Annotated in this window: 30 protein-coding genes; 17 read left to right on the top strand and 13 right to left on the bottom strand. The window is 70.0% G+C overall.

The window, feature by feature from the left end; genetic code table 11:
* Nucleotides 1-2 precede the first annotated feature (2 nt).
* From prpC to KHU32_RS19305, 3 genes are all read left to right on the top strand, one after another.
* Nucleotides 3-1,166 carry a bifunctional 2-methylcitrate synthase/citrate synthase gene (gene prpC, locus KHU32_RS19315; protein WP_213671802.1) on the top strand — a complete coding sequence of 388 codons (1,164 nt, stop codon included), beginning with the start codon at nucleotides 3-5 and terminating at the stop codon, nucleotides 1,164-1,166.
* Nucleotides 1,166-2,068, top strand: coding sequence for a methylisocitrate lyase (gene prpB, locus KHU32_RS19310; protein WP_213671801.1), 903 nt, complete (start codon nucleotides 1,166-1,168; stop codon nucleotides 2,066-2,068). Before prpC ends, prpB begins: the two co-directional genes overlap by 1 nt.
* A gap of 68 nt (nucleotides 2,069-2,136) precedes the next feature.
* A complete protein-coding gene (locus tag KHU32_RS19305; protein ID WP_213671800.1) occupies nucleotides 2,137-2,601 on the top strand; it encodes an Lrp/AsnC family transcriptional regulator in 465 nt (154 codons plus the stop codon).
* Between the two features lie 46 nt (nucleotides 2,602-2,647).
* On the opposite strand, the gene KHU32_RS19300 is transcribed toward KHU32_RS19305, so the two are convergent.
* Nucleotides 2,648-3,853: a methionine gamma-lyase gene (locus tag KHU32_RS19300; protein ID WP_213671799.1), complete on the bottom strand. Its 1,206-nt coding sequence runs from the start codon at nucleotides 3,851-3,853 to the stop codon at nucleotides 2,648-2,650.
* Nucleotides 3,854-4,073: 220 nt separating this feature from the next.
* Here KHU32_RS19300 and KHU32_RS19295 point away from each other — a divergent pair, with 220 nt between their 5' ends.
* Complete coding sequence (locus KHU32_RS19295; RefSeq protein WP_213672085.1) at nucleotides 4,074-4,967, top strand: LysR family transcriptional regulator; 894 nt, start codon at nucleotides 4,074-4,076, stop codon at nucleotides 4,965-4,967.
* A 3-nt stretch (nucleotides 4,968-4,970) separates the two neighbouring features.
* Here the strand turns inward: KHU32_RS19295 and KHU32_RS19290 are convergent, their stop codons facing one another.
* The 4 genes from KHU32_RS19290 to KHU32_RS19275 form a co-directional block, all read right to left on the bottom strand.
* Complete coding sequence (locus KHU32_RS19290) at nucleotides 4,971-6,017, bottom strand: YeiH family protein (protein WP_213671798.1); 1,047 nt, start codon at nucleotides 6,015-6,017, stop codon at nucleotides 4,971-4,973.
* 92 nt (nucleotides 6,018-6,109) lie between these two features.
* A complete protein-coding gene (locus KHU32_RS19285; protein ID WP_213671797.1) occupies nucleotides 6,110-6,874 on the bottom strand; it encodes a substrate-binding domain-containing protein in 765 nt (254 codons plus the stop codon).
* Nucleotides 6,875-6,979: 105 nt separating this feature from the next.
* Nucleotides 6,980-8,332: an ATP-binding protein gene (locus KHU32_RS19280; RefSeq protein ID WP_213671796.1), complete on the bottom strand. Its 1,353-nt coding sequence runs from the start codon at nucleotides 8,330-8,332 to the stop codon at nucleotides 6,980-6,982.
* A complete protein-coding gene (locus KHU32_RS19275; protein ID WP_213671795.1) occupies nucleotides 8,329-8,994 on the bottom strand; it encodes a response regulator in 666 nt (221 codons plus the stop codon). The genes KHU32_RS19280 and KHU32_RS19275 overlap by 4 nt, the downstream gene beginning before the upstream one ends.
* A gap of 297 nt (nucleotides 8,995-9,291) precedes the next feature.
* On the opposite strand from KHU32_RS19275, the gene KHU32_RS19270 reads away from it, so the two are divergent.
* Nucleotides 9,292-10,077 carry a sulfite exporter TauE/SafE family protein gene (locus KHU32_RS19270; protein ID WP_213671794.1) on the top strand — a complete coding sequence of 262 codons (786 nt, stop codon included), beginning with the start codon at nucleotides 9,292-9,294 and terminating at the stop codon, nucleotides 10,075-10,077.
* Nucleotides 10,078-10,148: 71 nt separating this feature from the next.
* Nucleotides 10,149-10,553 carry a response regulator gene (locus tag KHU32_RS19265; protein WP_213671793.1) on the top strand — a complete coding sequence of 135 codons (405 nt, stop codon included), beginning with the start codon at nucleotides 10,149-10,151 and terminating at the stop codon, nucleotides 10,551-10,553.
* 20 nt (nucleotides 10,554-10,573) lie between these two features.
* Here KHU32_RS19265 and modD read toward each other — a convergent pair whose 3' ends face one another.
* Nucleotides 10,574-11,422: a ModD protein gene (modD, locus tag KHU32_RS19260; protein ID WP_213671792.1), complete on the bottom strand. Its 849-nt coding sequence runs from the start codon at nucleotides 11,420-11,422 to the stop codon at nucleotides 10,574-10,576.
* Between the two features lie 359 nt (nucleotides 11,423-11,781).
* On the opposite strand from modD, the gene KHU32_RS19255 reads away from it, so the two are divergent.
* Together KHU32_RS19255 and KHU32_RS19250 are read left to right on the top strand one after the other, a co-directional pair.
* Nucleotides 11,782-12,990, top strand: coding sequence for a hypothetical protein (locus tag KHU32_RS19255; protein WP_213671791.1), 1,209 nt, complete (start codon nucleotides 11,782-11,784; stop codon nucleotides 12,988-12,990).
* Nucleotides 12,991-12,992: 2 nt separating this feature from the next.
* Nucleotides 12,993-13,466, top strand: a complete 474-nt coding sequence (locus KHU32_RS19250) for a Tsi3 family protein (protein ID WP_213671790.1) — start codon at nucleotides 12,993-12,995, stop codon at nucleotides 13,464-13,466.
* Between the two features lie 7 nt (nucleotides 13,467-13,473).
* On the opposite strand, the gene ubiG is transcribed toward KHU32_RS19250, so the two are convergent.
* Entirely contained in the window at nucleotides 13,474-14,196 is a 723-nt protein-coding gene (ubiG, locus tag KHU32_RS19245) for a bifunctional 2-polyprenyl-6-hydroxyphenol methylase/3-demethylubiquinol 3-O-methyltransferase UbiG (RefSeq protein ID WP_249681405.1), read from the bottom strand.
* Nucleotides 14,197-14,270: 74 nt separating this feature from the next.
* Between ubiG and KHU32_RS19240 the strand changes: the two genes are divergently transcribed.
* The 4 genes from KHU32_RS19240 (at nucleotide 14,271) to ispG (ending at nucleotide 18,817) form a co-directional block, all read left to right on the top strand.
* The gene (locus tag KHU32_RS19240) at nucleotides 14,271-15,491 is read left to right on the top strand and encodes an aspartate kinase (RefSeq protein WP_213671789.1); all 1,221 of its coding nucleotides are present in this window, start codon (nucleotides 14,271-14,273) and stop codon (nucleotides 15,489-15,491) included.
* Nucleotides 15,491-16,534 carry an NAD(P)H-dependent flavin oxidoreductase gene (locus KHU32_RS19235; protein WP_213671788.1) on the top strand — a complete coding sequence of 348 codons (1,044 nt, stop codon included), beginning with the start codon at nucleotides 15,491-15,493 and terminating at the stop codon, nucleotides 16,532-16,534. The genes KHU32_RS19240 and KHU32_RS19235 overlap by 1 nt, the downstream gene beginning before the upstream one ends.
* Before the next feature lie 75 nt (nucleotides 16,535-16,609).
* Nucleotides 16,610-17,584 carry a helix-turn-helix domain-containing protein gene (locus tag KHU32_RS19230; protein WP_213671787.1) on the top strand — a complete coding sequence of 325 codons (975 nt, stop codon included), beginning with the start codon at nucleotides 16,610-16,612 and terminating at the stop codon, nucleotides 17,582-17,584.
* A gap of 78 nt (nucleotides 17,585-17,662) precedes the next feature.
* Nucleotides 17,663-18,817, top strand: coding sequence for a flavodoxin-dependent (E)-4-hydroxy-3-methylbut-2-enyl-diphosphate synthase (ispG, locus tag KHU32_RS19225; RefSeq protein ID WP_213671786.1), 1,155 nt, complete (start codon nucleotides 17,663-17,665; stop codon nucleotides 18,815-18,817).
* An 18-nt stretch (nucleotides 18,818-18,835) separates the two neighbouring features.
* Here ispG and KHU32_RS19220 read toward each other — a convergent pair whose 3' ends face one another.
* A complete protein-coding gene (locus KHU32_RS19220; RefSeq protein ID WP_213671785.1) occupies nucleotides 18,836-19,258 on the bottom strand; it encodes an ester cyclase in 423 nt (140 codons plus the stop codon).
* A gap of 155 nt (nucleotides 19,259-19,413) precedes the next feature.
* Between KHU32_RS19220 and hisS the strand changes: the two genes are divergently transcribed.
* The 4 genes from hisS to KHU32_RS19200 all read left to right on the top strand — a co-directional run bounded on the left by hisS (nucleotide 19,414) and on the right by KHU32_RS19200 (nucleotide 23,245).
* A complete protein-coding gene (hisS, locus tag KHU32_RS19215) occupies nucleotides 19,414-20,667 on the top strand; it encodes a histidine--tRNA ligase (RefSeq protein ID WP_213671784.1) in 1,254 nt (417 codons plus the stop codon).
* Nucleotides 20,664-21,716 (top strand): peptide chain release factor 1, encoded by a 1,053-nt coding sequence (prfA, locus tag KHU32_RS19210; RefSeq protein ID WP_213671783.1) that lies wholly within the window; start codon nucleotides 20,664-20,666, stop codon nucleotides 21,714-21,716. The genes hisS and prfA overlap by 4 nt, the downstream gene beginning before the upstream one ends.
* A complete protein-coding gene (prmC, locus tag KHU32_RS19205) occupies nucleotides 21,713-22,585 on the top strand; it encodes a peptide chain release factor N(5)-glutamine methyltransferase (protein WP_213671782.1) in 873 nt (290 codons plus the stop codon). Before prfA ends, prmC begins: the two co-directional genes overlap by 4 nt.
* A 135-nt stretch (nucleotides 22,586-22,720) precedes the next feature.
* Nucleotides 22,721-23,245 (top strand): DUF4167 domain-containing protein, encoded by a 525-nt coding sequence (locus tag KHU32_RS19200; protein WP_408887858.1) that lies wholly within the window; start codon nucleotides 22,721-22,723, stop codon nucleotides 23,243-23,245.
* Between the two features lie 17 nt (nucleotides 23,246-23,262).
* On the opposite strand, the gene KHU32_RS19195 is transcribed toward KHU32_RS19200, so the two are convergent.
* Nucleotides 23,263-23,484, bottom strand: coding sequence for a ribbon-helix-helix domain-containing protein (locus KHU32_RS19195; protein ID WP_213671780.1), 222 nt, complete (start codon nucleotides 23,482-23,484; stop codon nucleotides 23,263-23,265).
* A complete protein-coding gene (locus KHU32_RS19190; RefSeq protein ID WP_213671779.1) occupies nucleotides 23,484-24,890 on the bottom strand; it encodes a class II fumarate hydratase in 1,407 nt (468 codons plus the stop codon). The genes KHU32_RS19195 and KHU32_RS19190 overlap by 1 nt, the downstream gene beginning before the upstream one ends.
* 217 nt (nucleotides 24,891-25,107) lie before the next feature.
* Between KHU32_RS19190 and KHU32_RS19185 the strand changes: the two genes are divergently transcribed.
* Nucleotides 25,108-25,365 (top strand): DUF1272 domain-containing protein, encoded by a 258-nt coding sequence (locus tag KHU32_RS19185; RefSeq protein ID WP_213671778.1) that lies wholly within the window; start codon nucleotides 25,108-25,110, stop codon nucleotides 25,363-25,365.
* A 10-nt stretch (nucleotides 25,366-25,375) separates the two neighbouring features.
* On the opposite strand, the gene KHU32_RS19180 is transcribed toward KHU32_RS19185, so the two are convergent.
* Genes KHU32_RS19180 through KHU32_RS19170 form a run of 3 tightly spaced genes read right to left on the bottom strand, consistent with a single transcriptional unit; the run spans nucleotide 25,376 to nucleotide 26,426 of the window.
* Complete coding sequence (locus KHU32_RS19180; RefSeq protein ID WP_213671777.1) at nucleotides 25,376-25,774, bottom strand: VOC family protein; 399 nt, start codon at nucleotides 25,772-25,774, stop codon at nucleotides 25,376-25,378.
* A 3-nt stretch (nucleotides 25,775-25,777) separates the two neighbouring features.
* Nucleotides 25,778-26,173 (bottom strand): RidA family protein, encoded by a 396-nt coding sequence (locus tag KHU32_RS19175; protein WP_213671776.1) that lies wholly within the window; start codon nucleotides 26,171-26,173, stop codon nucleotides 25,778-25,780.
* Between the two features lie 4 nt (nucleotides 26,174-26,177).
* Complete coding sequence (locus tag KHU32_RS19170; protein ID WP_249681403.1) at nucleotides 26,178-26,426, bottom strand: DUF2798 domain-containing protein; 249 nt, start codon at nucleotides 26,424-26,426, stop codon at nucleotides 26,178-26,180.
* Nucleotides 26,427-26,535 lie beyond the last annotated feature (109 nt).

Genomic DNA, 26,535 nt, shown 5'->3' with positions numbered 1-26,535 from the left:
GCATGAACGACACCCATCTCGCGCCGAAGCCGAAGAAGGCGGTTGCGCTGTCCGGCGTCGTGGCCGGCAATACCGCGATCTGCACCGTCGGGCGCAGCGGCAACGACCTGCATTACCGCGGCTACGACATCCTCGAGATCGCCGAGCGCTGCGAGTTCGAGGAGATCGCCCATCTCCTCGTGCATGGTCAGCTGCCCTCCGCGGCGGAGCTCACGGCCTACAAGGCGAAGCTGAAGTCCCTGCGCGGCCTGCCGGCGGCAGTCCGACAGGTGCTGGAAGCCTTGCCTGCGGCGACGCATCCGATGGACGTGATGCGCAGCGGCGTCTCGGCGATGGGCTGCGTCCTGCCGGAGAAGGACGACCACAGCACCGCCGGCGCGCGGGACATCGCGGACCGGCTGATCGCCTCGCTGGGCTCGATGCTGCTCTACTGGCACCACTTCAGCCAGAACGGCCGCCGGATCGCGGTGGAGACGGACGACGAGACCGTCGGCGGGCATTTCCTGCGCCTGCTGCACGGCACGGCACCGGCCGAGAGCTGGGTGCGCGCCATGCACACCTCGCTGATCCTCTACGCGGAGCACGAGTTCAATGCCTCGACCTTCACCTGCCGCGTCATCGCCGGCACGGGGTCGGACATGCATTCGGCCATCGCCGGCGGCATAGGCGCGCTGCGTGGGCCCAAGCATGGCGGGGCCAACGAGGTCGCCTTCGAAGTGCAGAAGCGCTACGCGACGCCCGACGAGGCGGAGGCGGACATCCGCCGGCGCGTCGCGGCGAAGGAGGTCGTGATCGGCTTCGGCCATCCGGTCTATACCATCGCCGATCCGCGCAACGAGGTGATCCGGGAGGTCGCGCGCCACCTGTCCGGGGAAGCGGGCTCGATGAAGATGTTCGGCATCGCCGAGCGCATCGAGGAGGTGATGGCCGACGCCAAGTCGATGTTCGCCAACCTCGATTGGTTCAGCGCCGTCGCCTACCACATGATGGGCATCCCGACGGCGATGTTCACGCCGATCTTCGTCATCGCGCGCGTGGCGGGATGGAGCGCGCATGTCATCGAGCAGCGCCAGGACGGCAAGATCATCCGCCCGACCGCGAACTATGTGGGGCCGGAGCCGCGGCCCTTCGTGGCGCTGACGCAGCGCGAGGGGGAGAGTGCCTGATGCCTTACGTGATCGGTGTCGACCTCCCCAGCGCTCCCGCCGGCGAGCGCTTCCGCGCGCTGCTGGACCGGCCCGAGATCCTGGGCATGCCGGGTGCCCATCTCGGCCTTGCCGGGCTGCTGGCCAAGAAGCAGGGCTTCGAGGCGCTGTACCTCTCGGGCGCCGCCATGTCGGCCACGATGGGCCTGCCCGACCTCGGCATGATCACCATCGAGGACGTCTGCTTCTTCATCCGCCAGGTGGCGCGCGCCACCGGCCTGTCGCTGCTGGTGGACGGCGACACGGGCTACGGCGAGGCGCTGAACGTCATGCACATGGTCCGCTCCTTCGAGGATGCGGGCGCGGGCGCCGTTCATCTCGAGGACCAGCTGCTGCCCAAGAAGTGCGGCCACCTGAACGACAAGAAGCTCGCCTCGGCCGATGAGATGTGCGCCAAGGTCGCCGCCGCCCATCGGGCGCGCCGGCACCTCTACATCATCGCCCGCACCGATGCGGCGGCCAGCGAGGGGATGGACGGCGCCGTGGCGCGCGCGAAGCGCTACCTCGAGGCCGGAGCGGATGCGATCTTCCCCGAGGCGCTGACGACGCCCGAGATGTTCAAGGAGTTCGCCGCGCGCATGCCGGGCGTGAAGCTGCTGGCGAACATGACGGAATTCGGCCGCACGCCCTTCCTGACGGCGGAGGAGTTCCAGGCGCTGGGCTATTCCATGGTGATTTGGCCGGTTTCGCACCTGCGCGTGGCGGCCAAGGCCTGGGAGCAGCTCTACACGCAGATCGCCAAGGATGGCGGCGCGCAGAACGCCGTCGACCGGATGCAGACCCGCGCGGAGCTCTACGAGACCATCGGCTACCACAAGTACGAGGAGCTCGACGCCAGCCTCGTGCGGACGATCGTGCCGTAGCAGGGGGCGCGTTGTGAACAGGCCGTGCGGGATGGCATGCTGGCGCTTCCCGCAGGAAGGCGCACAGGATGGATGAGAAGGACCGCCAGCTGATCGCGGCCCTGCAGGCCGATGGCCGGCTGACCAATCAGGACCTCGCCGAGCGGATCAACCTTTCGCCCTCGCCCTGCCTGCGCCGCCTGCGGATGCTGGAAGAGGCCAATGTCATCCGCGGCTACACCGCCATCATCGATGAGGGCGCCTATGGCCTCCCGGTGACGGCCTTCGTGCGCGTCCGGCTGCAGAAGCACAGCAGCGACGCCGTCGCCGCCTTCGAGGCCGCCATCCAGCGGGTCGATTCCATCCTCGACTGCTATGTGATGACCGGCAGCGACGACTACCTGCTGCGCGTCCTGGTGGAGAGCCTGCAGGACTACGAGCAGTTCGTGCGCTCGCGCCTGCATCCCATCCCGGGCATCGCCTCGATCGACACGAGCTTCGCCTACGGCGTCGTCAAGCGGTCGCCGGTCTTCCCGAAGCTGCGACGCGGGTGAGGGCGCCGCGGATCGCCCGACTGGCGATCCGCGGAAGCCCCTTCCATCAGGCGGCGGCGGAAAGCCGCGAGGGAAGCGCCTGCTCCAGGTCGGCGAGGATATCCTCGACCTCCTCGAGCCCGACCGAGAGGCGGATCAGGCCTTCGGCGATGTGATGCGCCGCGCGCTCCTCGGGCGTGTAGGTCGAATGCGTCATGGAGGCGGGGTGCTGGATCAGGCTCTCGGTATCGCCGAGGGAGACCGCGCGGCGGATGAGCCGGAGGCGGTTCATCATCGCCGCGCCGGCGGCCAGGCCGCCCTCCAGCTCGAAGGCGATCATGCCGCCGAAACCCGGCATCTGCCGGGCCGCCAGCGCGTGCTGCGGGAAGCTTTCCAGGCCCGGGTAATGGACCCGCGACACGGCGGGATGCGCCTCTAGCATGTGCGCGACCTCCATCGCGCTGGCGCAGTGCCGCTCCATGCGGAGCTTCAGCGTCTTGAGCCCGCGCAGCACCAGCATGGCGTTGAAGGGCGCCATGACCGCGCCGGTCATGTCCTTCATGCCGAAGAGGCGGACCTGCGTCATGTCCTCCGCGCGGCCGACCGCGATGCCGCCGATCAGGTCGCCATGGCCGCCCATGTACTTCGTCGCCGAATGCACGACGATATCGGCGCCGAGCTCGATCGGTCGGGTCAGGACAGGCGTCGCATAGGTGTTGTCCACCACGACCTTCACGCCCCGCTGCCGCGCGATGGCGCTGATGGCGGCGATGTCCACCAGCCGCATGTTCGGATTGGCCGGCGTCTCGAAATAGACGATGCGGGTCTTGTCCGACATCGCCTGCGCGACCGCGGCCGCATCGGTCATGTCCGCATGGGTGATGGTGATGCCGAACTTCGCCAGCCCGTGGCGCATGAAGGCGAAGGTGCAGCCATAGAGCGTCTTGTCCGTGACGATCTCGTCGCCCGGGGCGAGGAAGGTCCAGAGCACCGAGCTGATGGCGCCCATGCCGGAAGCCAGAGCAAGGCCGGCCTCGGCACCTTCCAGATCGGCGCAGCGGCGCTCCAGTAGGTCGAGCGTCGGGTTGGAGATGCGCGAATAGAAGTGGCCGGGGCGCTCGCCCGCGAAGATGGCGGCGCCGGCCTCGGCCGTCTCGAAGGCGAAGGTGGAGGTCAGGTGCAGCGGGGGCGTCAGCGCCCCCTCATGATCCTGCGGGTCGTAGCCGAGATGGATGGCGCGGGTAGCAAAGCCGGCGGGGCGGTTTGGGTCCATGGGACGCTTCCTGTTCGATCGGCCGGAGTGTCGCGCGGGAGGCGGGGCAGATGATGCCAAAGGTCGCCGGGCGATCCGCGATGATTGGAATTATCCGCCAATAAGCGCAGCCGCGCGTCGCGGATCGCGCTGTGGCGATTTCCGCCTATCCTGTGGGCCGATGCCGGCGCGACCCGTGCGGGCACGTTCGGGGAAGCGCCGCCGCGCGATGACGATGAAGATGACCCTGGAACAGCTCCGCGTCTTCGTGGAGGTCGCCGAGCGCGAGCATGTCACGCGCGCGGCCGAAGCCCTGCATCTCGCGCAGTCGGCGGTGAGCAGCGCGATCGCCGCGCTGGAGGGCGCCTATGGCGTCCATCTGTTCAACCGTGTCGGCCGCCGCATCGAGCTGACCGAGGCGGGGCGGAATTTTCTCGTGGAAGCACGCGCCGTGCTGCTGCGCGCCGCGGCAGCGGACCTCGCTCTGACGGAGCTGGCAGGCGGGCGGCGCGGCGTGCTGGCGGTGCAGGCCAGCCAGACCATCGCGAGCTATTGGCTGCCGCGCCATCTCGTGGCGTTCCGGCGCGCCTGTCCCGGCATCGAGATCCGTCTGACCATCGGCAATACCGCCCAGGTCGCGGCCGCGGTGCATGACGGGCTGGCGGAGCTCGGCTTCGTCGAGGGCGCGGTGGAGGATGAGCGCCTGGCCAGCGCCATGGTGGCCAAGGATCAGCTCGTGCTGGTCGTGGCGCCCGACCACCCCTGGGCCCGCGGCGAGGCGCCGACCCTGCGCGAGGCCGCACTCCAAGGCGAATGGGTGCTGCGCGAGACCGGCTCGGGAACGCGATCAGTCTTCGAGGCCGTGCTCCTGGCGGAGGGTCTCCGCCCCGGTGATCTGCGCAAGGTGCTGGAGCTGCCGTCGAACGAGGCGGTGCGGGCCGCCGTCGAGGCCGGGCTGGGCGCGACGGTGATCTCCGCCTCGGTCGCGGCGCCGAGCCTGGAGGCCGGATTGCTTCATCTTGTGAAGCTCCCGCTGCCGGAGCGGGCCTTCCAGGTGCTGCATCACCGCGATCGCGTGCCCAGCCCCGTGGCGGCGGCGCTGCTGGCGCTGATCGACGGGCCGCCGGGGCTTTAAGGCTCAGGCGATCCCGAGCACCAGGATCAGCGCGAGGCCGAAGGCGGCCAGGCCCAGCAGCGAGAGGCTGACCGCCAGCGTCACGCGCCCGCCCGCCCGCGCCACCGAGCGGATGTCCACGCCGAGGCCGAGCGCGGCCATGGAGACGACGGTCAGCGCCGTTGCGACCGAGCGTGTCGGCTCCAGCATCGCCGGCGGCAGCAGGCCGAGCGACCGCGCTGCCATCAGCGCGAGGAAGCCCAGGATGAACCAGGGGACGAGGCGATGCAGCGGCGGCCGCTTCGGTGCCGCCTGAGAAGAGGCGCCCCCGGCGTGACCACCGAGGCGCGGCGCCAGCAGCGAGAGCGCCAGCACCACCGGGCCCAGCATCAGCACGCGGACCAGCTTTACCACCGTCCCGATCTGGACCGCGAGGGCGCCGGCCGGGGCCGTGGCGGCGAGGACTTGCGGCACGGCATAGACCGTCATGCCCGCCAGCGCGCCGAATTGCAGGGCGGAGAGGCCGAGCAGCGGCGCCAGCAGCGGCAGGGCGAGCACCACGAGCACGCCCAGCACCGCGGTGAAGGCGATGGACGAGGCGACCTCCTCGCCCTCGGCGCCGATCACCGGGGCGACGGCGGCGATGGCGGAGTTGCCGCAGATGGCATTACCGCAGGAGACCAGCAGCGCCGCACGCGGCGTCAGCCCCAGCAGGCGGCAAAGCGCGTAGCCGCCGCTCACCGCGACGGCGACCAGCAGCATGATGCCCAGCAGCAGCGCGGGCCCGACGGCGAGCATCGCCGCCACGCTGATGGAGGCGCCGAGCAGCACCACCGCGACCTCCAGCAGGAACTTCGCGCCGAAGGCGATGCCCGGGCGCCACGTCTCCCCGGGCGTCCAGGCGGTGCGGACGGCGGTGCCCAGCAGGATGGCCAGCACCAGCGCCTCCAGCCAGGCGCGCCCGAAGAGCGCGGCCTCCAGGTGCTCGAGGCCCATGGCGGCGGCGGTAACGGCCAGGCACAGCAGCAGCCCTGGCAGGAGGCGTGTGAGACGGGGAAGGGAATGGGTCATGGCAAGGGCCTCGGCCGTCCGGAGGACGAGCGTCTGCGGGGCCGGCGCGGTGCCGGCCTGGGTATTCGCGGTGAGGGGAAGGAGGTCGGGGCCTAGGGTGACGGGCCGGTCATCCAGCCCCAGCGGGCGAAGATGCGCGCGCCCTCAGGCCCGGCGAGGAACTCGGCGAAGCGCTTGGCCTCGGGCCGTGCCGCGCCGCGGCGGGTGAGGGCGATGCCGGTGTCGCGGTGGATTCGGTATTCGGGCTCGATCGGCACGGTCTCGGCCAGGCTGGGGTTCGAGACCTGCCAGATGTTCCAGATCAGCCAGGCATCCAGGCTCGGATCCCGCACCCAGGCGTCGCGTGCCTCGGCGCTGTTGCGGGCGAAGACCGCGATATTGGCGCGGAAGGCCCGGACGCTGGCGATATCGCCCAGCCGGCCGGCCACATCCTCCCAGAGGCCCTGCTGGCCGGCGCCGTTCACCACCAGGATGCGATGCCCCGGCCGCAGCAGATCCGCGACGCCGCCGATGCGGCCGGGATTGCCCGGGCGGACGAGGATGGCCGAGGGGCGAAGGTAGAGCGGCACCACGCTGGCCGGATCGATCTCGGGCAGGGCCGCGATGAAATCCGACATCATCACTTCGGATCCGCTGAAGACGAGGTCGGCATCGGCGCGGGCGCGCTCGATCCAGGCCGGGGTGGGGCCGGCGGTGACGCGGACCTCGAGCCCCTCGGCGCGCCCGAAGGCCGCCGCGGCCTCGCGCATCGCGGGCAGCGGCCCGCCGGGGCCGTAGACATTCAGCGGCTCGGCGGCGGAGGCGGCCTGGGCCGAGGCGATGATGCCGGCGGCGAGAAGCAGGGTCCTGCGGTCCATGACGGGTGGCTCCTTGGTCGCGTCATAGATCGGGCGATCGGCCGCCGCGGTCCAACGGATGAATCGGATCGAACCGATCGCCGAAGGAGATGAATCCTTCGCCGCTCAGGAGGCCGAAGGGGAGGGAAACCGCATCTCGGCCCGCAGCCCGCCTTCCGCGCGGTTGGCCAGGCGCAGCTCGCCCTCCATCCGCCGTAGGGCGAAATCCGCGATGGCCAAGCCCAGCCCGCTGCCGACCGTCGTCCGGTTGCTGCCGCGGAAGAAGCGGTCGCGCACCTTCGGCAGCTCGCTCTCGGGAATGCCCGGGCCCGCATCCTCGATCACGACGGCGATGGCGTCCCGCTCCCGCCGGAGCCGGCACTGGACCGGCCGTTCCGGCGGCGAATGCAGCACCGCATTCTCCAGCAGGTTCCGTGCCGCGAGCGCGAAGAGCGAAGAGCTGACGGGAAGCGCCGCGCCGTCCAGCGCGTTGCCGATGTCGATGCCGGCCGCCCTGGGGTGATGCTGCCGGATATCCTCGGCGAGGGTACGCAGGAGCCGGCCGAGATCGACCTCTCGCTCATCGGGGGCGGGCTCGCCGCTTTCGGCGCTGGTGAGATCGGTGAGCTGCCGTACCAGCCGCGCCGTCCGGTCCACCCCCACGACCATCTGGCGCAGGGCATTGTCGCGGATGGCGTCGTCGGTGTGCCTCAGCGCCACCTGGGCCTGCGTCTTCAGGCCCGCGATGGGGGTGCGGAGCTCATGCGCCGCGAAGGCCGTGAAGTCGCGCTCGCGCTCGCGCGCGGCATTCACCCGGGCGAATAGCCCGTTCAGGGAGCGGACCATCGGCCTGATCTCCGACGGCCCCCGGCCTTCCGGCAGCGGGCTGAGGTCGGAGGCCGGCCGTGTCTCCAGGGCACGCGCCATGGCGCTCAGCGGCGCCAGTCCCTGGCGGAGGCTGAGCCAGATCAGCCCGGCAAGGGCGGGCAGGATGAGCAGGGCGGGAAGGGCCAGACCGCGGATCACGTCGGCCACCAGCCGGTCGCGGACCCGCAGGTTGTCGCCGACGAGGACGCGCATCCCCAGCGCCGCATTCTCCACCGCATAGACCCGCCAGGTCTCGCCCTCGATCACGGTCTCGGAGAAGCCCGCCCGGCTCGCGGTCAGGGGCTGTCCGGGCGCCCCCTCGGACCGGCCGACCAGCCGTCCATCCAGGGCCCAGATCTGGCAGGAGAGCTGCCGGTCGTAGGGCGTGTGGAGGGGAGGCGAGCCGGAGGGGATCGCCACGGTCCTGCCGGGGTCGATCTCCTGGCTGGCGATCAGCGAGTTCACCATGCGCGCCGCCTCGGTCAGCCGCGCATCCAACGCGCGCTCGACCTCGGCCCGCGTGCTCAGATAGATCCAGCCGATCGCCGACAGCCAGACTATGCCGGTGATGGCCATCAGGATCAGGAAAAGGCGCGCGCGGATCGACCTCATGCGCCGTCCTCCGGCAGGCGGTAGCCCACGCCCCGCACCGTCTCGATGACACCGGCGCCGAGCTTGCCGCGCAGGTGGTGGACATGCACCTCGATCGTGTTGCTCTCGACATCCTCCTGCCAGCCGTAGAGCCGCTCCTCGAGCTGCGACTTTGAGAGGATCTGGCCCGGCCGCTCGATCAGCGCGTGCAGGATCGAGAATTCGCGGCGCGACAGGCGCGCGGGGCGGCCGCCCTGGGTCACCGCCATGCTGGCGGGATCCAGGACGATGTCGCGCCAGCAGAGGGTCGCGCCCGCATGGCCGGCGGCGCGGCGGGTCAGCGCCCGCAGCCGCGCCGCGACCTCGTCCAGGTCGAAGGGCTTGCCGAGATAGTCGTCTGCGCCCGCATCCAGCCCCGCGATGCGATCGGCCACGCTGTCCCGTGCGGTCAGGAGCAGCACGGGGACCGGGCTCCGCCGGGCGCGCAACTCGGCCAGCAGGTCGAGGCCGGAGCCATCCGGCAACATCAGGTCCAGCACCACGGCGTCGAAGGCCGAGGCGAGCAGGGCGGCGGAGGCCTCGGCGCGGCTCGCCACGGCATCGACCGCGAAGCCCGCCAGGCCGAGACCGACCTGCAGGCCGTTCAGCAGGATCGCGTCGTCCTCGACCACCAGCACCTTCATGTCGCTCTCGCCATCCTTCGGTTCTTCGGCGGTGGTGGAACGCCGGCCTTAAGCTGGCCTTAAGGTGGCGGGCGTGGATCGCCGACCGATCGGGTGCCCTTCGGCCCCGGCCCGGAAAGGAGACCGCGCATTGGCCGTTCCCTCACGCCGAGGCGTCATCGCCGCGCCGGCCGATACGCGCCCGCGGAATTGTGCCCGCATTGCCGGCCAGGAGGAACAGCGCCGCCGCGGGCCGGATGGGCGCGCGAGGATGCTCGTCGGCCGGGACATTCCTTTCGCCATGCCGGGGAAGCCCGCATGATCTCGGCGCTCCTGTCGGGCGGGCTGGTCGGCTTTTCGCTCGGCCTGATCGGCGGGGGCGGATCGATCCTCGCCACGCCCCTGCTGCTCTATGTCATCGGCGTCCCGCAGCCGCATGTCGCGATCGGCACGGGCGCGCTGGCGGTCTCGATGAACGCCTTCGCCAATTTCCTGGGCCATGCGCGCAGCGGCAATGTGCGCTGGCGCTGCGCCTTCATCTTCGCCGGCGTGGGAACGCTGGGCGCGCTGGCCGGCTCGACCCTGGGCAAGCTCGTGGACGGGGAACGGCTGCTCTTCCTCTTCGGCTTGGTGATGATCCTCGTCGGCGTCGTGATGCTACGGCCGAAGCCCAAATTCGCAGCCGTCGAGCGGCCGATGAACCTGCGCACCGGGCTGATCACGGCGGCGGTGGCCCTCGGGACGGGCATGGCCTCAGGCTTCTTCGGCATCGGCGGCGGCTTTCTGATCGTGCCGGGGCTGGTCCTCGCGACCGGGATGCCGATGATCTCGGCCATCGGTTCCTCGCTGCTCGCCGTCGGCAGCTTCGGGCTTGCCACCGCCCTGAACTACGCGGCCTCCGGCCTGGTCGACTGGGCCGTGGCCTTCCAGTTCATCGCGGGCGGCGTGATCGGCGGCCTGCTGGGAATGAGGCTGGCGAACCGGCTCTCGGCGGGAAAGAACGCGCTCACCCGTATCTTCGCGGGCGTGATCTTCGTCGTGGCCGCCTATGTCCTCTACCGGAGCGCCGGGGCCTTCCTCGGCGGGGCGGCCGGTGCGGCTTGAAAGCCGCATCGGGGGACGTCATACCCTGGCCTCCGCCGCTTCCGCCCTGCCCCAGGAGCCCACGAGACCCGATGCCCGCCGCCGTTCCCATCCCTCAGGAGACGACGGCGGCCGATTCCGGGCCGCGCACCATCCTCTTCGTCGAGGACGAGGTGCTCATCGCCATGATCGCGGGGGAGATGATCACCGACCTCGGCTACCGGGTCATCGAGGTGGGCTCGGGCAGCCAGGCGCTGAAGGTGCTGGCCAGCGACACGCCGGTGGACCTGCTCATCACCGATTACAGCATGCCCCGGATGACGGGCGGCGAGCTGGTGAAGGCCGCCCGCGCCCTGCGGCCCGGCCTGCCCGTCCTGATCGCGAGCGGCTATTCCCAGCTGCCCGACGGCGGCGACAGCGAGCTGCCGCGCCTGATCAAGCCCTATCGGCCGGAGCAGCTGCGCCAGGAGATCGAGAAGCTGCTGGCTGCGGCATGAGCCGAAGCCAGCCGGCCCTTTCAGGCGCTGGTCATCCGGACCGAGATATCGGCCGGCGGCGCCGAATAGGGCGCTGAGGTCACCAGAAGATCCGCCCCAGCCTCGGCATAGGCCCGGGCGTTGGTCTCGTTCACGCCGCCCGTCGCCGCGATCATCGGGCGCTTCGACATGCCGGCCATGGCGCGGACCGCCTCGGCGATCTGCTCGGGCGAGAGCTTGTCCACCTGCACGCAATCCACGCCGGCGGAGGCGAACCAGGTCACCTCGTCGACGCTCTCGGCCTCGACGGTGATCTTGCGCTCCGGCTGGCTGGCGCGGAGGTCTGCGACCCAGAGATAGGGCGGCTTGCGGCCGAGGAAGGCGCGGTGCTGGGGAAAGACAACGACGCTGTCCGAAAGCCCCAGGCGGTGCGGTGCGCAGCCGCCGGCCATGATGGCCTTGAGCATGACGTCCTTGGTGCCGGGCAGGTGCTTGCGCGTGCAGGCGACGGCCGCATGGGGCCGGCCTTCGCGCGCCGCCAGCAGGATCCGGCGCGCCCGCGTGGCGACGCCCGAGGCGACCTCCATCAGCGTCTGCGCGACCTTGGCGCCCCGATGCAGCGCGGCCGCGGAACCTTCGGCGAGGAGAAGGTCCGAACCGGCCTCGATCTGAGCGCCGGAGGAATGGAACCGCTGCACCGACCGGCACCCGGCCAGCAGCATGATCCGCTCCGCCTCCTCGACGCAGCAGGCCACCATGGTCGAGCGGGTCGCGAAGGTGGCGCGGCCGGGCATCTCCCCGATGCTGAGGCCGCGGGTGGTCGCGTCGCCATAGGGAATGTCCTCGTGGAGCATCGCGAGGAGGCGGGCGTCGGGCAGGGGGAAGGGCATGGCAGGAATCCTTCATCGACGTGGCGGCCCGAGGAGCCCCGACGCTTCACGTTGACAGATCAGCAGGGATCGCGCCGGACGGCCAGTGCGCCTGTCCGAACTCTGAGGCGCAGATCGGGCATAACCGCCGTCTCGGCGACGAATTGAATTCCAGGGAATGGGAGTGCGGCCGATTGCCGTGCGTCGACACGGGGGAGGGGCCGCTCAGCGCCAGTTCTCGTAGGGGAAGATTTGCGTCAGGGGCGCGCCAAAGAAGCGCGCGGCCCGTTCCGAGGGTCGTCACGATATTGCATTCCTATGAACTAGATTCCATGAAATGTAATTGCTTAACTCGCGCCGAGGCTGTGCCGAGGAGCGCAATGACGACCACCAGTGACACGATCATTCGCCTGATTTCCTTCAGTTGGAAGGACTGGGTCGTCAGCATCGACGAGCAGACCAGCGTCATCGGCGCCCTTCGCGTCGATCCCAATATGCCCGCCACCATCCGCGACCTGCAGGCCGCCGGGATGCTGGAACGGATGTGCGGGATGGTCACCGGCGGTGACCGGGGTCGGACCCTCGCCATGGTGCTCGGCTCGGGCGTCGATGGCTCGACGCGCCCGATCGTGGAGAAAATCGGCAACCTGGCGGGCAACCTCTGGTACTTTCGCCTCAGCGCCGACTTGCACACCAACTACCGCCGGATGGGCGCGGGCTTCACCAAGGCCAACTTCAACCCCGTGCCCTATGCCGCGCTGATCCCGAAGGGGCCCGACGCCAAGACCAAGCCCTTCGGTGGCGCCGGCGCCACCGGCATCGCGGGCCCAGCGCTCTCCGTGCCGTTATGGGATCAAGCTCAGATGGTTCGGCATAACCAGGAGATCCTGGCCCAGTACTCGAACCCCATTCCCGGCGACCTCTTCGCCTATCTCGCGACGCTGACGATCACGCAGCGGCGCGAGCAGGCCGAGCTGCTGATGGGGCGGCCGATCGTGTCCATCATCGCGGCCTCCTATCGCAGCGGGCTGCCGTCACGTGCGCAGGTGATCACGCTCGCGGCCCGGCAATACAGGCTGGAGCCCGCCATGCTCGCCGCCTTCATCCTGGCGGAGCAGCGCGACCAGTCGCAGAACGAGGATGCCGTCGATTACGCCGCGTCGCAGAGCATGCTGGTGAATCGGGCGACTTCCATCGGGCTGGGCCAGATCGTGACGACGACGGCCATCCGCGAGGACCTCTTCTCGCGGCTGATCGACAATCCCTTCCGGCAAAGCCAGCAGCGCACCCAGGTCGCCGATCTGCTGACCTCGGAAGAGTACAATATCTTCGGCGTGGCGAAGTACATCCGGCTTGTCGCCGACCAGGCGGTGGGCAAGACCGCCGCCGTCCTGCCGCAGACGGTCTCGGCCTTTCCGCGCATCAACTTCGGGGCCTTCGGCGGCGATTCCGCGACCTGGCCATCGGACAACATCAAGGCCCTCGGCTCCGAATACACCTCCCGCGCCTGGGACGATAAGCTCTCCGTCGGCTGGGGCGAGTTCGTCTTCGAGGCTTATCGCGACATCCGTTCCAGCAGGAGCTTCTGACCATGCCTTCGAGCTTCGTCCTGCCTCCTTCCTTTCCCGTGGCCGCCGTCTCCGACGCCGCGGGGTCACCCGCCAGCGCCCGCCCCTCGGTCGAGCTCCGGGTGGGCGATCAGCTCCTGACGGCCCTGGTGCCGCAAGGCTGGTTGGGCGTGCCGACGCCGCAGGGCCTGCTGTTCCGGCGTGAAGGACCCGCGAGGCGGACCGTGGAATCGCTCAGCCTGACCTACGGTGCGAACGCCGAGCCGGCTGGCGCCTTTCCGGCCCGGCGGAGCCTGGGCGAGCGAATGGTGCGCTATCGCCTCGATCGGGAGGAAGGCGGCTCGGGCGGCGATGAATTCGATCTGGCGGCCTGGCTCCCCTGCGGAACGGGGCATCTCCTGCTGCGCTTCTCGACGCAGGCAGAATCGCCGGCCGATCCCGCCCTGGAGGTCGCCTGGGCCTTGCTGGCCGGCGCCGCCTGCCGCCCGGCGGCGTGAGCGCGCGTCAGGCCTGGGCGGGCTTCCGCGCGGCCATCAGGTAGTTCACCGCCATGTCGCGGGAGAGGTGAAAGCCGCCGAGGGCGCCGGGGACCATGCCGGCCGTGTCGGTCACGGCCAGCCCCGCGCCGCGCAGCAACGCGCCGAGCTCCGACGGGTGGAGGAACAGTTTCCAGTCATGGGTGCCGACCGGAAGCCAGCGCAGCACGTGCTCGGCGCCGAGGATGGCGAAGAGCCAGGACCGACGGGTCCGGTTGAGGGTCGAGAGCACCACCGTGCCGCCGGGCCGGGTCAGCCGGGCCAGGGAGGCGCAGAAGGCCGCCCGCTCCGCCACCGGGACATGCTCGATCACCTCCAGGGAGATCACGGTGTCGTAGCCGCCTTCCTCCAGCCCCTCGGGCGTTCCCGCGCGGTAATCGACCGTGACGCCGGCCTCCGCGGCATGGGCCCGCGCGGCCTCCAGCGCCACGCCGGCGGCATCCAGCCCGGTGACGACGGCGCCGCGCCGGGCCAGCCATTCGGAGGCGAGGCCCGCGCCGCAGCCCACATCGAGGATTCGGAGGCCCTCCAGCGGGCCCAGCTGCGCCGCGACCCATCCCATCCGCACCGGATTCATGGCGTGCAGCGGGGCCATGGGCCCTCGCGGATTCCACCAATCGCCGGCCAGGGCGTCGAATTTGGCGACTTCCGCCGCGTCGGCGGAGCCCTGGATGTTGCCCATCTGCGTCATGCCCGGTATCTGACCCGCCCCCACTCCCACCGCAAGGCCTGGACCCATCCTGGGTCTGAGGGCCAGGAAGCACGATGTCCCGTATCGTCATGAAGTTCGGCGGCACTTCCGTCGCCGATCTGGACCGGATCCGCAATGTCGCGGCCCGCGTCAAACGCGAGGTCGAGGCCGGCCATCAGGTCGCCGTCGTCGTCTCCGCCATGTCGGGCACGACGAACCAGCTGGTCAAATGGTGCCAGGACCTCTCGCCCATGCATGATGCGCGCGAGTACGACGTGGTCGTCGCCACTGGCGAGCAGGTCACGATCGGCCTGCTCGCCATCGCGCTGCAGGCGATCGGAGTCGAGGCCCGCTCCTGGCAGGGCTGGCAGGTGCCGATCCTGACTGACAATGCCCATGGCAAGGCGCGCGTGGACCGCATCGTCGGCGACGAGCTCATCAAGCGCATGGAGCAGGGCCAGGTTCCCGTGGTCGCCGGCTTCCAGGGCCTGGAGCCCAGCCGCAACCGCGTGACGACCCTCGGCCGCGGCGGCTCGGACCTTTCGGCCGTTGCCCTCGCTGCGGCGTTGAACGCCGACCGCTGCGACATCTATACCGACGTGGACGGCATCTACACGACCGATCCGCGGATCGTCCCCAAGGCGCGCAAGCTCGACAAGATCTCCTATGAGGAGATGCTGGAGCTCGCCTCGGTGGGCGCCAAGGTGCTTCAGACCCGCTCCGTCGAGCTCGCCATGAAGGCGAAGGTTCGCGTGCAGGTACTTTCCAGTTTCGAAGACAAGCCAGGCTCCCTGGTCGTTGATGAGGAAGAGATCATGGAGAAGCCGATCGTTTCCGGCATCGCCTATTCGCGCGACGAGGCGAAGGTGACCCTGCGCCGCGTGCCGGACCGGCCGGGCGTGGCCGCCCGGATCTTCGGGCCGCTGTCGGATGCCAATGTGAACGTGGACATGATCGTCCAGAACATCGGCGAGGACGGCAACACCGACATGACCTTCACGGTCGGCCGCACGGACCTGCCGCGGGCGCGCGACATCCTGGAGAAGGCGAAGGAGGAGCTCAACTACGGCGAGCTCATCGCCGATCCGGACGTCACGAAGATCAGCGTCGTCGGCGTCGGCATGCGCACCCATGCGGGCGTCGCCTCGACCATGTTCAAGGCGCTGTCCGACAAGGGCATCAACATCCAGGTGATCTCGACCAGCGAGATCAAGGTGAGCGTGCTGGTCGCGGCCGACTACACCGAGCTGGCCGTGCGCGCCCTGCACACCGCCTACGGGCTGGACGCGGCCTGATGGACCAGGTCGCGCCTGTGGTGCCGGAAGCCGCCTTCGCGGAGATCGATCGGCTGATGGAACGGGGCGCGGCCTTTTTCGGCACGCGTTACGCGCTGCTGGGCGGCGCCATGTCCTGGATCAGCGACCGCCATCTGGTGGCGGCGCTGTCCAATGCCGGCATCTTCGGCGTCATCGCCTGCGGTGCCATGGAGCCGGACCGGCTGGACCAGGAGATCGCCGCGACCAAGGCGCTGACCCAGAAGCCCTTCGGCGTGAACCTGATCACCATGCACCCCCGGCTTGAGCAGCTGGTGGACACCTGCCTGGCCCATGGCGTCAGCCACATCGTCTTTGCCGGCGGCATCCCGCCCGGCACGGTGATCAAGCGCGCCAAGGACGGCGGCGCGCGGATCGTCTGCTTCGCGCCGGCCCTGGCGCTGGCGAAGAAGCTCATCCGCTCGGGCGCCGATGCCCTCGTCATCGAGGGCAGCGAGGCCGGCGGCCATATCGGCCCCGTCAGCCTCAACGTGCTGGCGCAGGAGATCCTGCCGCATATCACCGATGTGCCGGTCTTCGTGGCCGGCGGCATCGGGCGAGGGGAGGCCATCCTCTCCTACCTGGAGATGGGGGCGGCCGGCGCGCAGATCGGCACGCGCTTCGTCTGCGCGACCGAGTGCATCGCCCATCCCAACTTCAAGAAGGCCTTCATCCGCGGGGCCGCGCGCGACGCGCTGCCCACCGTGCAGATCGATGAGCGCTTCCCCGTTATCCCCGTGCGCGCTCTCCAGAACCAGGGCACCAAGCGCTTCATGGAGCACCAGGCCGCCGTGCTGAAGCGCTTCCAGAGCGGGGAGCTGGCGAAGGACGAGGCGCAGCTCGACATCGAGCATTTCTGGGCCGGGGCGCTCCGCCGCGCGGTCATCGACGGCGATGTCGAGAACGGCTCCCTCATGGCCGGGCAGAGCGTCGGCATGGTCACGCGGGAGCAGCCCGCGGCCGAGATCGTGGCCGAGCTGGTGACCCAGGCGGCGGCAGCCTGGGCGGCCCGCAACCCTGCATGAAGATTCGGACGGAAGCCCTTTCGGGTCTTTTGCCGTCCATCGGGACAGTCTAACCATGGGCGCGTGTTCGACGACATGAAACGCTTCCGTTCCCAGGAGGCCCCGGCCGTGGACGCCGCGCGGCTCGGCGAGGAGCTGCGCGATGCGCGCCTCGCCCTCGGCCTCGCGATCGAAGACGTGGCGGCCCAGCTGCGCATCCGCCGGGTCTATCTGGTCGCGCTCGAGGAAGGCCGGGTGAGGGACCTTCCCTCGGCTGCCTATGTCGTCGGCTTCGTGCGCAATTATTCCGGCTTCCTCGGCCTCGACCCGGACGACATGGTGCGCCGCCTGCGCGACGCCGTCTCCGGCGTGGGCGGCCGCAGCGCCGACCTCGTCTTCCCCGAGCCGGTGCCCGAGCGCGGCTTCCCCGCCGGCGTGGTGGTGCTGGTCGGCGCGATCGTCGCCATCGGCGCCTATGTGGCCTGGTACAACTGGACCGGCGCCGGCAACCGCTCGGTGGACGCCGTTCCGTCCGTGCCCGCCCGCCTCGAGACCGCCGCCCGCAGCGGCGAGGCCGCGCTGAGGCCCCCCGCCGCCCCGGGCCCTGCCTCGACCGAAGCTTCCTCGGCCCCCACGGCGACGCCGGCCATGCCGCCCCTGCCGGTGCCGACGCCCGTTCCCGTCCAGGTTCCGCCGCCGGCCGCGACGCCCGCGGCACCGGCTGCGCCGAGCCCCGACCAGTCGCGCATCACGATCACCGCCAAGACGGATGTCTGGGCGCAGGTGCGGGATTCGCGGAACAACCAGCAGCTCTTCGCCAGGGTCATGCGCGCGGGCGAGACCTTCGAGGTTCCCAATCGGGAAGGCCTCGTGCTCTCCACCGGCAACGCCCGGGCCATGGAGGTCACGGTCGAGGGCACGCCGTCGCCGGTCTTCGCGGAACTCCGCGGCGTCCGCCGCGAGGTGCCGCTCACGCTGGCCTATCTGCGTCCGGCCACGCCGCCTGCCGCCGCCCCGGCAGCCCCGCCGCCGGCGCGTACCAACACCGGGGCCCCGCGCCCCGCGCAATAGCGGCCGGCTCCCGCCGCCCTTTGGCTTCCGCGGCGGGCGGCCTATATTGCGGGTGAAACGGGATATACCGAGGACCGCATGAGCTACCGGCCTTACCAGCACATCGAACGCCGCAAGTCTCGGCAGATCCGGGTGGGCAAGGTGCTCGTGGGCGGCGACGCGCCGATTTCCGTCCAGACCATGACGAACACGCTGACCTCGGATGCCGAGGCCACGATCGCGCAGATCCGCCTTGCCGAGATCGCCGGCGTCGACATCGTCCGCGTGAGCTGCCCCGACGAGGACAGCACCACGGCGCTGGCCGAGATCGTCCGTGAGGTGAACGTCCCCATCGTCGCGGACATCCACTTCCACTACCGCCGCGCCATCGAGGCCGCGAAGGCCGGTGCCGCCTGCCTGCGCATCAACCCAGGCAATATCGGCTCGGCGGAGCGCGTGAAGGAGGTCGTGAAGGCGGCCAAGGACTATGGCTGCTCGATCCGCATCGGCGTGAATGCCGGCTCGCTCGAGAAGCACCTGCTGGAAAAGTACGGCGAGCCCAACCCCGACGCGCTGGTCGAGAGCGCGCTGTGGCATGCCGACCATCTGCTCCAGAATGATTTCAACGAGTTCAAGATCAGCGTGAAGGCGTCGGACGTCTTCCTGGCGGTCGCGGCCTATCAGCAGCTTGCCGATGCCTGCGATCACCCGCTGCACATCGGCATCACCGAGGCCGGCGGCAAGCGCACGGGCACGGTGAAGTCGTCGATCGGGCTGGGCTCGCTGCTCTGGGCCGGCATCGGCGATACGATGCGTGTCTCCCTCTCGGCCGAGCCCGCGGAGGAGGTCTCCGTCGGCTGGGACATTCTGAAGTCGCTGCACCTGCGCCATCGCGGCGTGAAGATCATCTCCTGCCCCTCCTGCGCGCGGCAGGGCTTCGACGTGATCCGCACGGTGGAGAAGCTGGAGGAGCGGCTGGCCCATGTCGTGCAGCCCATCAGCCTCTCCATCATCGGCTGCGTGGTGAACGGGCCGGGCGAGGCGCTGATGACCGATATCGGCCTCACCGGCGGCGGCGCGGGCCGGCACATGGTCTATTCGGCCGGCAAGCAGGACCACCAGACCGATACCGACGCCATGGTGAACCATCTCGTGGGTCTGGTGGAGGCGCGCGCGGCGGTGCTCCAGGCCGAGGCGGATGCGCAGAAGGCGGCCGAGGAAGCGCAGAAGCGGGCCACCCTCGCGGCCGAGTAGGGGCCGGCGGCCCGGCCGTCAGGCCGGTGCCGTCATGCGGCAGGCGGTGGCGAGCCGCAGGCGGTCCCATTCGTTCCAGCTTTCGACCATCATCCCGTTCTCGACGCGGACCATGGACATGCCGGTGACCGTGACGGTTTCGCCGCTGGCGGTGAAGCCGAAGCCGTCGCCGCTATGGGTCAGGCGGGCGGACCAGCGCCCGGCGGCGCGGTCCCCGTCCTCCACCACGTCGTGAACGGTGAAATGGATGTCGGGGAAGCTCGCCAGGAATTCCTCGAAGAAGGCCTGGAAGGCTGCTGGCCCACGCGCGTCGGCCCCCGACAGGTCCAGGGCATAGGTGACGCCATCGGGGGCGAAATAGGTCTCGATCAGGGAAACGTCCTTCCTGTTCCAGACCTCCTCGAACCAGAGCCGAAGGATGGTACCGGCGGATGGGGGCATGGCGACGTCCTCCTGTGCGGTCCTGCACGGGAAGGCACGGTAACGTCCCGCCGGCGGCAGAAGGTAGAAGATTGTGACGGGGGCGGCCCGAGACACGCCGCGCATCCTCCCTCTCCCCTTGCCCCGCGCTCTCGCCAGCGCTACCCCCGCACGTCATGTCCAGCCAGAAACTCCAGCCTCCGCGCGGCACGCGCGATCTCATCGGCGATGAGTTCCGCCGGCATCATCGCGTCATCAAGACGGCGCGGCGCATCTCGGCGCTCTACGGCTTCGAGGAATGGGCGACCCCCATCTTCGAGGACACGCGCGTCTTCGCCCGCGGGCTGGGCGAGACCTCCGACGTGGTCAGCAAGGAGATGTACGTCTTCGAGGACCGCGGCGGCGACAGCGTCACCCTCCGCCCCGAGAACACCGCCGGCGTCTGCCGCGCGCTCGTCTCCAACGGGCTGACCCAGTCCCTGCCGCGCAAGGTCTTCTATGCGGGCCCCATGTTCCGCTACGAGCGGCCGCAGGCCGGGCGCTACCGCCAGTTCCACCAGATCGGCGCCGAGATCCTGGGCGTGGCCGAGCCGCTGGCCGATGCCGAGGTGATCGCCTGCGGCTACCACATCCAGCGCGAGCTAGGCATCGCCGAGGGCTCGGTCCTGGAGGTGAACACGCTGGGCGACACCGAGAGCCGCGATGCCTATCGCGCCGCGCTCGTCCTGCATTTCTCCGCCCATCGCGATTCGCTCAGCGAGGACAGCCAGCGCCGGCTCGAGAAGAACCCGCTGCGCATCATCGACAGCAAGGACGAGGGCGACCGCCGGCTGGTCGCCGATGCGCCGACCATCGCCGCCTATCTGACGCCGACGGCCCGCGCCCATTGGGACGTGCTGCGCCGGCACCTCGACGCCTTCGGCGTGCCCTTCCGCGAGAATCCGCGCATCGTCCGCGGCCTCGACTACTACAGCCACACGGCCTTCGAGTTCGTGACCGACCGTCTCGGCGCTCAGGGCACCGTGATGGGCGGCGGCCGCTATGACGGGCTGGTCGAGGAGATGGGCGGCCCGCCGACCCCCTCCGTCGGCTGGGCCGCGGGCGTGGAGCGCCTGGCCATGCTGCTCGAGGCCGGCGACCTGACGCCGCCCGCGCCGCGCCTGGTGAACGTGATTCCCGTCTCCGAGGCGGAGGAGGGCGTGGCCATGGCCGTGCTCCAGTCGCTGCGGGCCGGCGGCATCGCGGCCGAGATGGGCTATCGCGGCAACCTCAAGCGCCGCATGGAGCGCGCGAACAAGCAGAACGCCCGCGCCGCGCTGATCGTCGGCGAGGCCGAGGCCGCGCGGGGCGTGGTGCAGCTGCGCGACCTCGATGCCGGCACGCAGGAGGAGGTCCCCGTGGACGCGCTCGTGGAGCGCCTGCGCGGATGAGCCTGCCCGCTTCCCTCGACCGGGTGATGATCCGCGCGGCCGAGCTGCGCGCGCAGCTCGAGACGGCCGACGGCGCCCTGGTGGGGACGCTCTCCAAGGAGCTCTCGACGCTGGAGCCGCTGGTCGAGAAGGTCTCGGAATACCGGGCGCTGGAGACGGCGCAGGCCGAGGCCGAGGCGCTGCTGGCCGACCCCGAGCTGCGCGAGCTGGCCGAGGCGGAGCTGCACGAGGCCAAGCACAAGCTGCCGCGCATGGAGCGGGAGATCCGCCTCATGCTGCTGCCGCGCGACGCGGCCGATGCGCGCAACGCCATCCTGGAGATCCGCCCCGCGGCGGGCGGCGACGAGGCCGGGCTCTTCGCCGGCGAGCTCTTCGCCGCCTACCAGAAATACGCGGAATCCCGCGGCTGGCGCTTCACTGTCCTTGAATATGACGAGAACGAGCTGGGCGGCATCAAGGGCGCCTCGGCCGAGATCGAGGGCAAGGACGTCTTCGCCCGCTTCAAGTTCGAGAGCGGTGTCCATCGCGTGCAGCGCGTGCCGGCCACCGAGACGCAGGGGCGCATCCACACCTCGACCGTGACGGTCGCCGTGCTGGCCGAGGCCGAGGAGGTGGACCTCAAGATCGAGGACAAGGACCTCCGCATCGACACCTACCGCGCGCAGGGCGCCGGCGGGCAGCACGTGAACAAGACGGACAGCGCGGTGCGCATCACCCACATCCCGACCGGGACGGTGGTGGCGATGCAGGAAGAGAAGAGCCAGCACAAGAACAAGGCCAAGGCCATGAAGATGCTGCGCGCCAAGATCTACGACGCGCAGCGCTCGGCGCTCGATTCCGCCCGCGCGGCCGACCGCAAGGGCCAGGTCGGCTCCGGCGACCGCAGCGAGCGCATCCGCACCTACAACTTCCCCCAGGGCCGCGTGACGGACCATCGCATCGGCCTGACGCTGCACAAGATCGACCGCGTCATGATGGGCGAGATGGACGACATCTTCGACGCCCTGGTGAGCGAGGACGAGGCGCGCCGGCTGGCGGAGGAAGGGTGACCACCGTCGGCGCCCTGCTCTGCCAGGGCGGCCGGGACCTGCGCGAGGCCGGGATCGCGGAGTCGCGGCGGGAGGCCCGGCTCCTGCTCGCCGGCGCCCTGGACGCGACCATCGAGACCCTGCTGCGCGATCCGCGCGCGGACGTGCCTACCGAGGCGGCGGAACGCTTCCACGGCCTGCTGGCCCGGCGCGTCGCGCGCGAGCCGATGGCGCGCCTCCTCGGCCATGCGGGCTTCTGGACCCTGGAGCTGGAAGTGGGCCCGCAGACCCTCATCCCCCGAGCCGATTCCGAGACGCTCATCGAAGCGCTGGTCGAGAGGGGCCTCTCCCCGCGCCGGATTCTCGACCTCGGCACGGGCACGGGCTGCCTGCTGCTGGCGGCGTTGGCGGAATTTCCCGACGCGTGGGGGTTGGGCGTGGACCTAGTGCCCGAGGCCGCCGCGCTCGCCGCGCGCAATGCCGCCCGCAACGGGCTGAAGGGCCGTGCGTCCTTCGCCGTCGGCCGCTGGGCGGAGGCGATGTCCGGCACCTTCGACGTCGTCCTCTCCAACCCGCCCTATATCGAGAGCGCCGTGATCGACGGCCTCATGCCCGAGGTCTCGCGCCACGAGCCTGCCTCGGCCCTGGACGGCGGCGCGGACGGGCTCGACGCCTATCGGGAGATCGTGGCCCAGCTTCCCCGCCTGCTGGCACCAGGGGGCATCGCCGTCCTGGAGCTTGGCCAGGGGCAGGGGCCGGACGTGGCGAAGCTGGCAGAGGCGGCGGGTCTCCATGTCCTGGGGGCCAGGGACGACCTCGGCGGGATCGCCCGGGCGATGTTATTGTCCCAGGCGCAGAAACCGGTTGGCGGACCGAACGATCCCGTCTAGTGTCGCACGGTCAGCAGGGCCTCAGGCCGGCAGACGGGCGCCACGCCGAAGGGCGGTGGCGCCAAACAACCGACAGCTCGCGCGGAGACGAGACCTGCGCGGCATCCAGACAGCGAAGCACAGCAACGAATGAACATGAAGCGCATGCGCCGTGGCCATCGCCATGGCGGCGGCGGCGGCGGTGGTGGCGGCGGACAGTACCGGCACTCCGGCGGCGGCGGCGGTGGGAATGGCAACCAGCCCCTTAACCGCAATCACGTTTTCGATTCGAGTGGCCCCGACGTCCGGCTCCGCGGCACGGCCCAGCAGCTGTTCGAGAAGTACCTGCAGCTCGGTCGTGACGCGACCGGCGGTGGCGACCGCGTGGCGGCCGAGGGCTACTTCCAGCATGCCGAGCATTACTTCCGCATCCTGGGGGCCATGAACGCGGCCCAGCAGCAGGCCCAGCCCCAGCAGGACCGCCGCTACCGCGAGCAGGGCGAAGGCTATGCCCAGGACGGCGGGCCGGGCCAGGATCAGGGCGGCAGCCAGGATCAGGGCGAGGGGACGGACCCCAACGGCCATGCCTCCCTCGAGGCCGAGCTGGCTGGCGAGGCGGAGACGCTGCCGATGCCGCAGCTTCGTCGTCCGGCGCCGACTCCGGAAGAACCTGCGCAGTAAGGCGCTTTGCCCGGCGGTCAGGCCTCTCCGAAGGCCTCCCGCAGGGCGAAGACGCGCAGGCGGCTGGCCAGGGGCTCATGGGCGCCGGTCCGCTCCGCATCCTGCTGGGCGATGAGCGCGGCGAGGGTGAGCCCCCGCCGTGCGGCCGCGGCTTCCAGCGCCGCCCAGAACTCCGGTTCCAGCGCGATCGATGTGGCGTGACCGGCGAGGCGCACGCTGCGTTTGGCGAGGTGCCGCATCAGCTTCCCGGCAGGCCGGTGCCCGGCTTCAGCATGGCTTCCGGCTTTACCCAGGCATCGAAATCCTCCGCGCTGACGGAGCCGAGGCGCAGCGCCGCCTGGCGCAGCGTCAGGTCCTCGTGCAGCGCGAGCTTGGCGATCGCCACCGCCCGGTCGTAACCGATATGCGGGTTCAGCGCCGTCGCCAGCATCAGCGACTTCGCGAGGTTGTCCGCGATCCGCGCGGCGTTCATCTCCAGCTTGTCGACCATGTTGTGGGCGAAGCTCACGGCCGCGTCGGCCAGCAGCGTCGCCGATTGCAGGACGGCGTTGATGATGACGGGTTTGTAGACGTTGAGCTCCAGGTGCCCCTGGCTCGCGCCGATGGTGACGATCGTCTGGTTCCCCATCACCTGCGCGCAGACCATGGTCAGCGCCTCGCACTGCGTCGGGTTGGTCTTGCCCGGCATAATGCTGCTCGACAGGCCGTCCTCGGGCACCAGCAGCTCCGAGATGCCGGCGCGCGGACCGCTGCCCAGGAGGCGGATGTCGTTGGCGATCTTCATGAGCGATGCGGCGATGGTGTTCATCGCGCCATGCAGCTCCAGCAGCGCGTCATGCGCCGCCATGCCTTCCGACTTGTCCGGGTTGGGCGTGAAGGCGATGCTGCTGCGCGTCGCGACCACCTCGCAGAAGACGCGGTCGAAGTCGGGATGACGGTTGAGCCCCGTGCCGGCCGCCGTGCCGCCCTGGGGCAGCTGGAGCAGCCGGGGCATGGTCGCATCGAGCCGCGCGATGCCGAGCAGCACCTGCCGCGCATAGGTGGCGAATTCGCCGCCGAGCGTGACCGGCACCGCATCCATCAGATGGGTGCGGCCGATCTTCACGACCTCGGACCATTCCGTGGCCCGGGCGCCCAGGCTCTCCGCCAGGGTTGCCAAGGCGGGCTTCAGCCGCTCCTCCACCGCCTGGGCGGCGGCCAGGTGCATCATCGTGGGGAAGCTGTCGTTGGAGGACTGGCCGCGATTCACGTGGTCGTTCGGATGCACCGGCTGCCGTGCGCCCAGGGGATGGCCCAGGATCTGGTTGGCGCGGTTCGAGATGACCTCGTTGGCATTCATGTTGGTCTGCGTGCCGGAGCCGGTCTGCCAGATCGGCAGCGGGAACTCCTCGTCGCGCTGGCCGGCGATGATTTCGTTGGCGGCCTGGCGGATGGGGTCGGCGATGTGCTGCGGCAGCTCGCCCAGATGGGCATTGGCCTCCGCGGCCGCCCATTTCTGCAGGCCCACCGCCTTGATGAAGAGGGGCGGGAAGCGCTCGCTCCCGATGGCAAAGAGGCGTCGGGCCCGCTCGGTCTGGGGCCCCCAAAGGCGATCTTCCGGAATCTCGATGGTGCCGAGGCTGTCGGTTTCGGTACGGGTGGTCATGCCGGCTCCTTTGCGACGCGGGAGGAAGCAGCGGTACAGCGACCGAAGCGAAGGGTCACGCGATGCTGCCGGCTGGCTTCCCCGGAAAGAGATCGTGACGCGGGGCGGGAAGTCCAGGACGGGGAGGGCGCCTAGGCCGATTTCAGGGCAAGAAACCTGTTATTTCCTCGGCATCCGCGCATAGACTTGGCGCAAATCGATGTCGTGAGGAAATGTGATGCTGAGTCTGCGCCCGAACTGCGAATGCTGCGGCCGTGATCTGCCGGCAGAGAGCCGGGATGCCCTGATCTGCTCCTTCGAATGCACCTGGTGCACCGATTGCGTCGCAACGAAGCTGCCGGGCGGCGTCTGCCCCAATTGCAGTGGCGAGCTGGTGCGCCGGCCGATCCGGCCGGCGGCGAAGCTGCAGGCCTTCCCGGCCTCGACCGAGCGGAAGTACCGGCCGGAGAAATGCGGCGGCCCGCTGGTGGCGTGAGGCGCGCCGGTCAGTCGCCGTAGCTGGCGATCTCGATCAGATTGCCGTCCGGGTCGCGGCAATAGACGGAGGTGATGGCGCCCAGCGCCCCCTCCTTGGAGACGGGCCCCACCTCGATCGTCACGCCGCAGCTGTGCAGGTGGTCGATGACCTGGGCGGCATTGGTCGTCACGATGAAGCAGAGGTCCTGGCCGCCCGGCGCGCCGGAGGGGCCGGTAAACCAGTCGGCCTGCGTCGCCTCCACGGGGCGCAGGTTGATCTTCTGGCCGCCGAACCGCACGGAGGTGCGGCTGTTGGGGCCGAAATCCGCGCGCTCCATGCCCAGCACGCGCTGATACCAGGCGGCGCTGATCTCCACGTCCTTCACGGTCATCACAAGGTGGTCGAGGCGATCGACGGCGAAGCGCATGGGCTAATGCTCTCCCTGGCGGCGGAGCCGCGCGGTGACCTGAATCTCGATGCGCATCGCATCGGTCTGCAGATTGGCATGAATCAGCGTCGAGGCGGGCCTCGCCACGCCGAAATACTTTTTCACGACCGGCCAGCAGGGCTGCCAGTCCTCGCGCCGGGGCACGATGAAAAGCACCTGCACCACGTCGTCCAGCGTCGCTCCCGCCTCCGCCAGCGCGGCGGCGATGTTGCGGAAGGTCTGCTCGCACTGGCCGACCACGTCGTCGACGATGGTCATGGTGGCGTAGTCGTAGCCGGTGGTGCCGGAGACGAAGATGTCGTCCCCGTCCACCACGGCGCGCGAATAGCCGATCTCCTCCTCGAAGCGGGAGCCGGAGGAGATGAGGCGTCGGGTCATCGGGTCATGCTCCTGGAGGGGTTACGAGGGCGGCGGTAAGGCGCCGGACGAAGGGTAGGACGACGAGCAGGGTCGGGAAGCCGATGACCCAGGACGACGCCCAGGCCACCGGCCAGGCAAAGATGATCTCGCGGGAGACGCCGAGCGCCAGCACGGTCGAGACGCCCGAGATGATGCAGGTCATGAAGAGCGACAGCAGGAAGGGCAGCACGATCCCGGCGTAGCGGGAAGGAATCCTGGGAAGGGCTGGCATGGAAAGGCCTCGCATCTGGGGCCCGTCGTCGCATCGTCGTCCCGTCGAGGGCATCCGGATCGCGGCCGAGGGGCCGTGGGGGATGCGTTGCCTGACGTGAGACGCTTAC

The sequence above is a fragment of the Roseococcus pinisoli genome, assembly GCF_018413645.1.
Taxonomy (GTDB): Bacteria; Pseudomonadota; Alphaproteobacteria; order Acetobacterales; family Acetobacteraceae; genus Roseococcus; species Roseococcus pinisoli.
The sequence above is the reverse complement of the archived record's forward strand: the minus strand, read 5'-3'. Positions and strand labels throughout refer to the sequence as shown.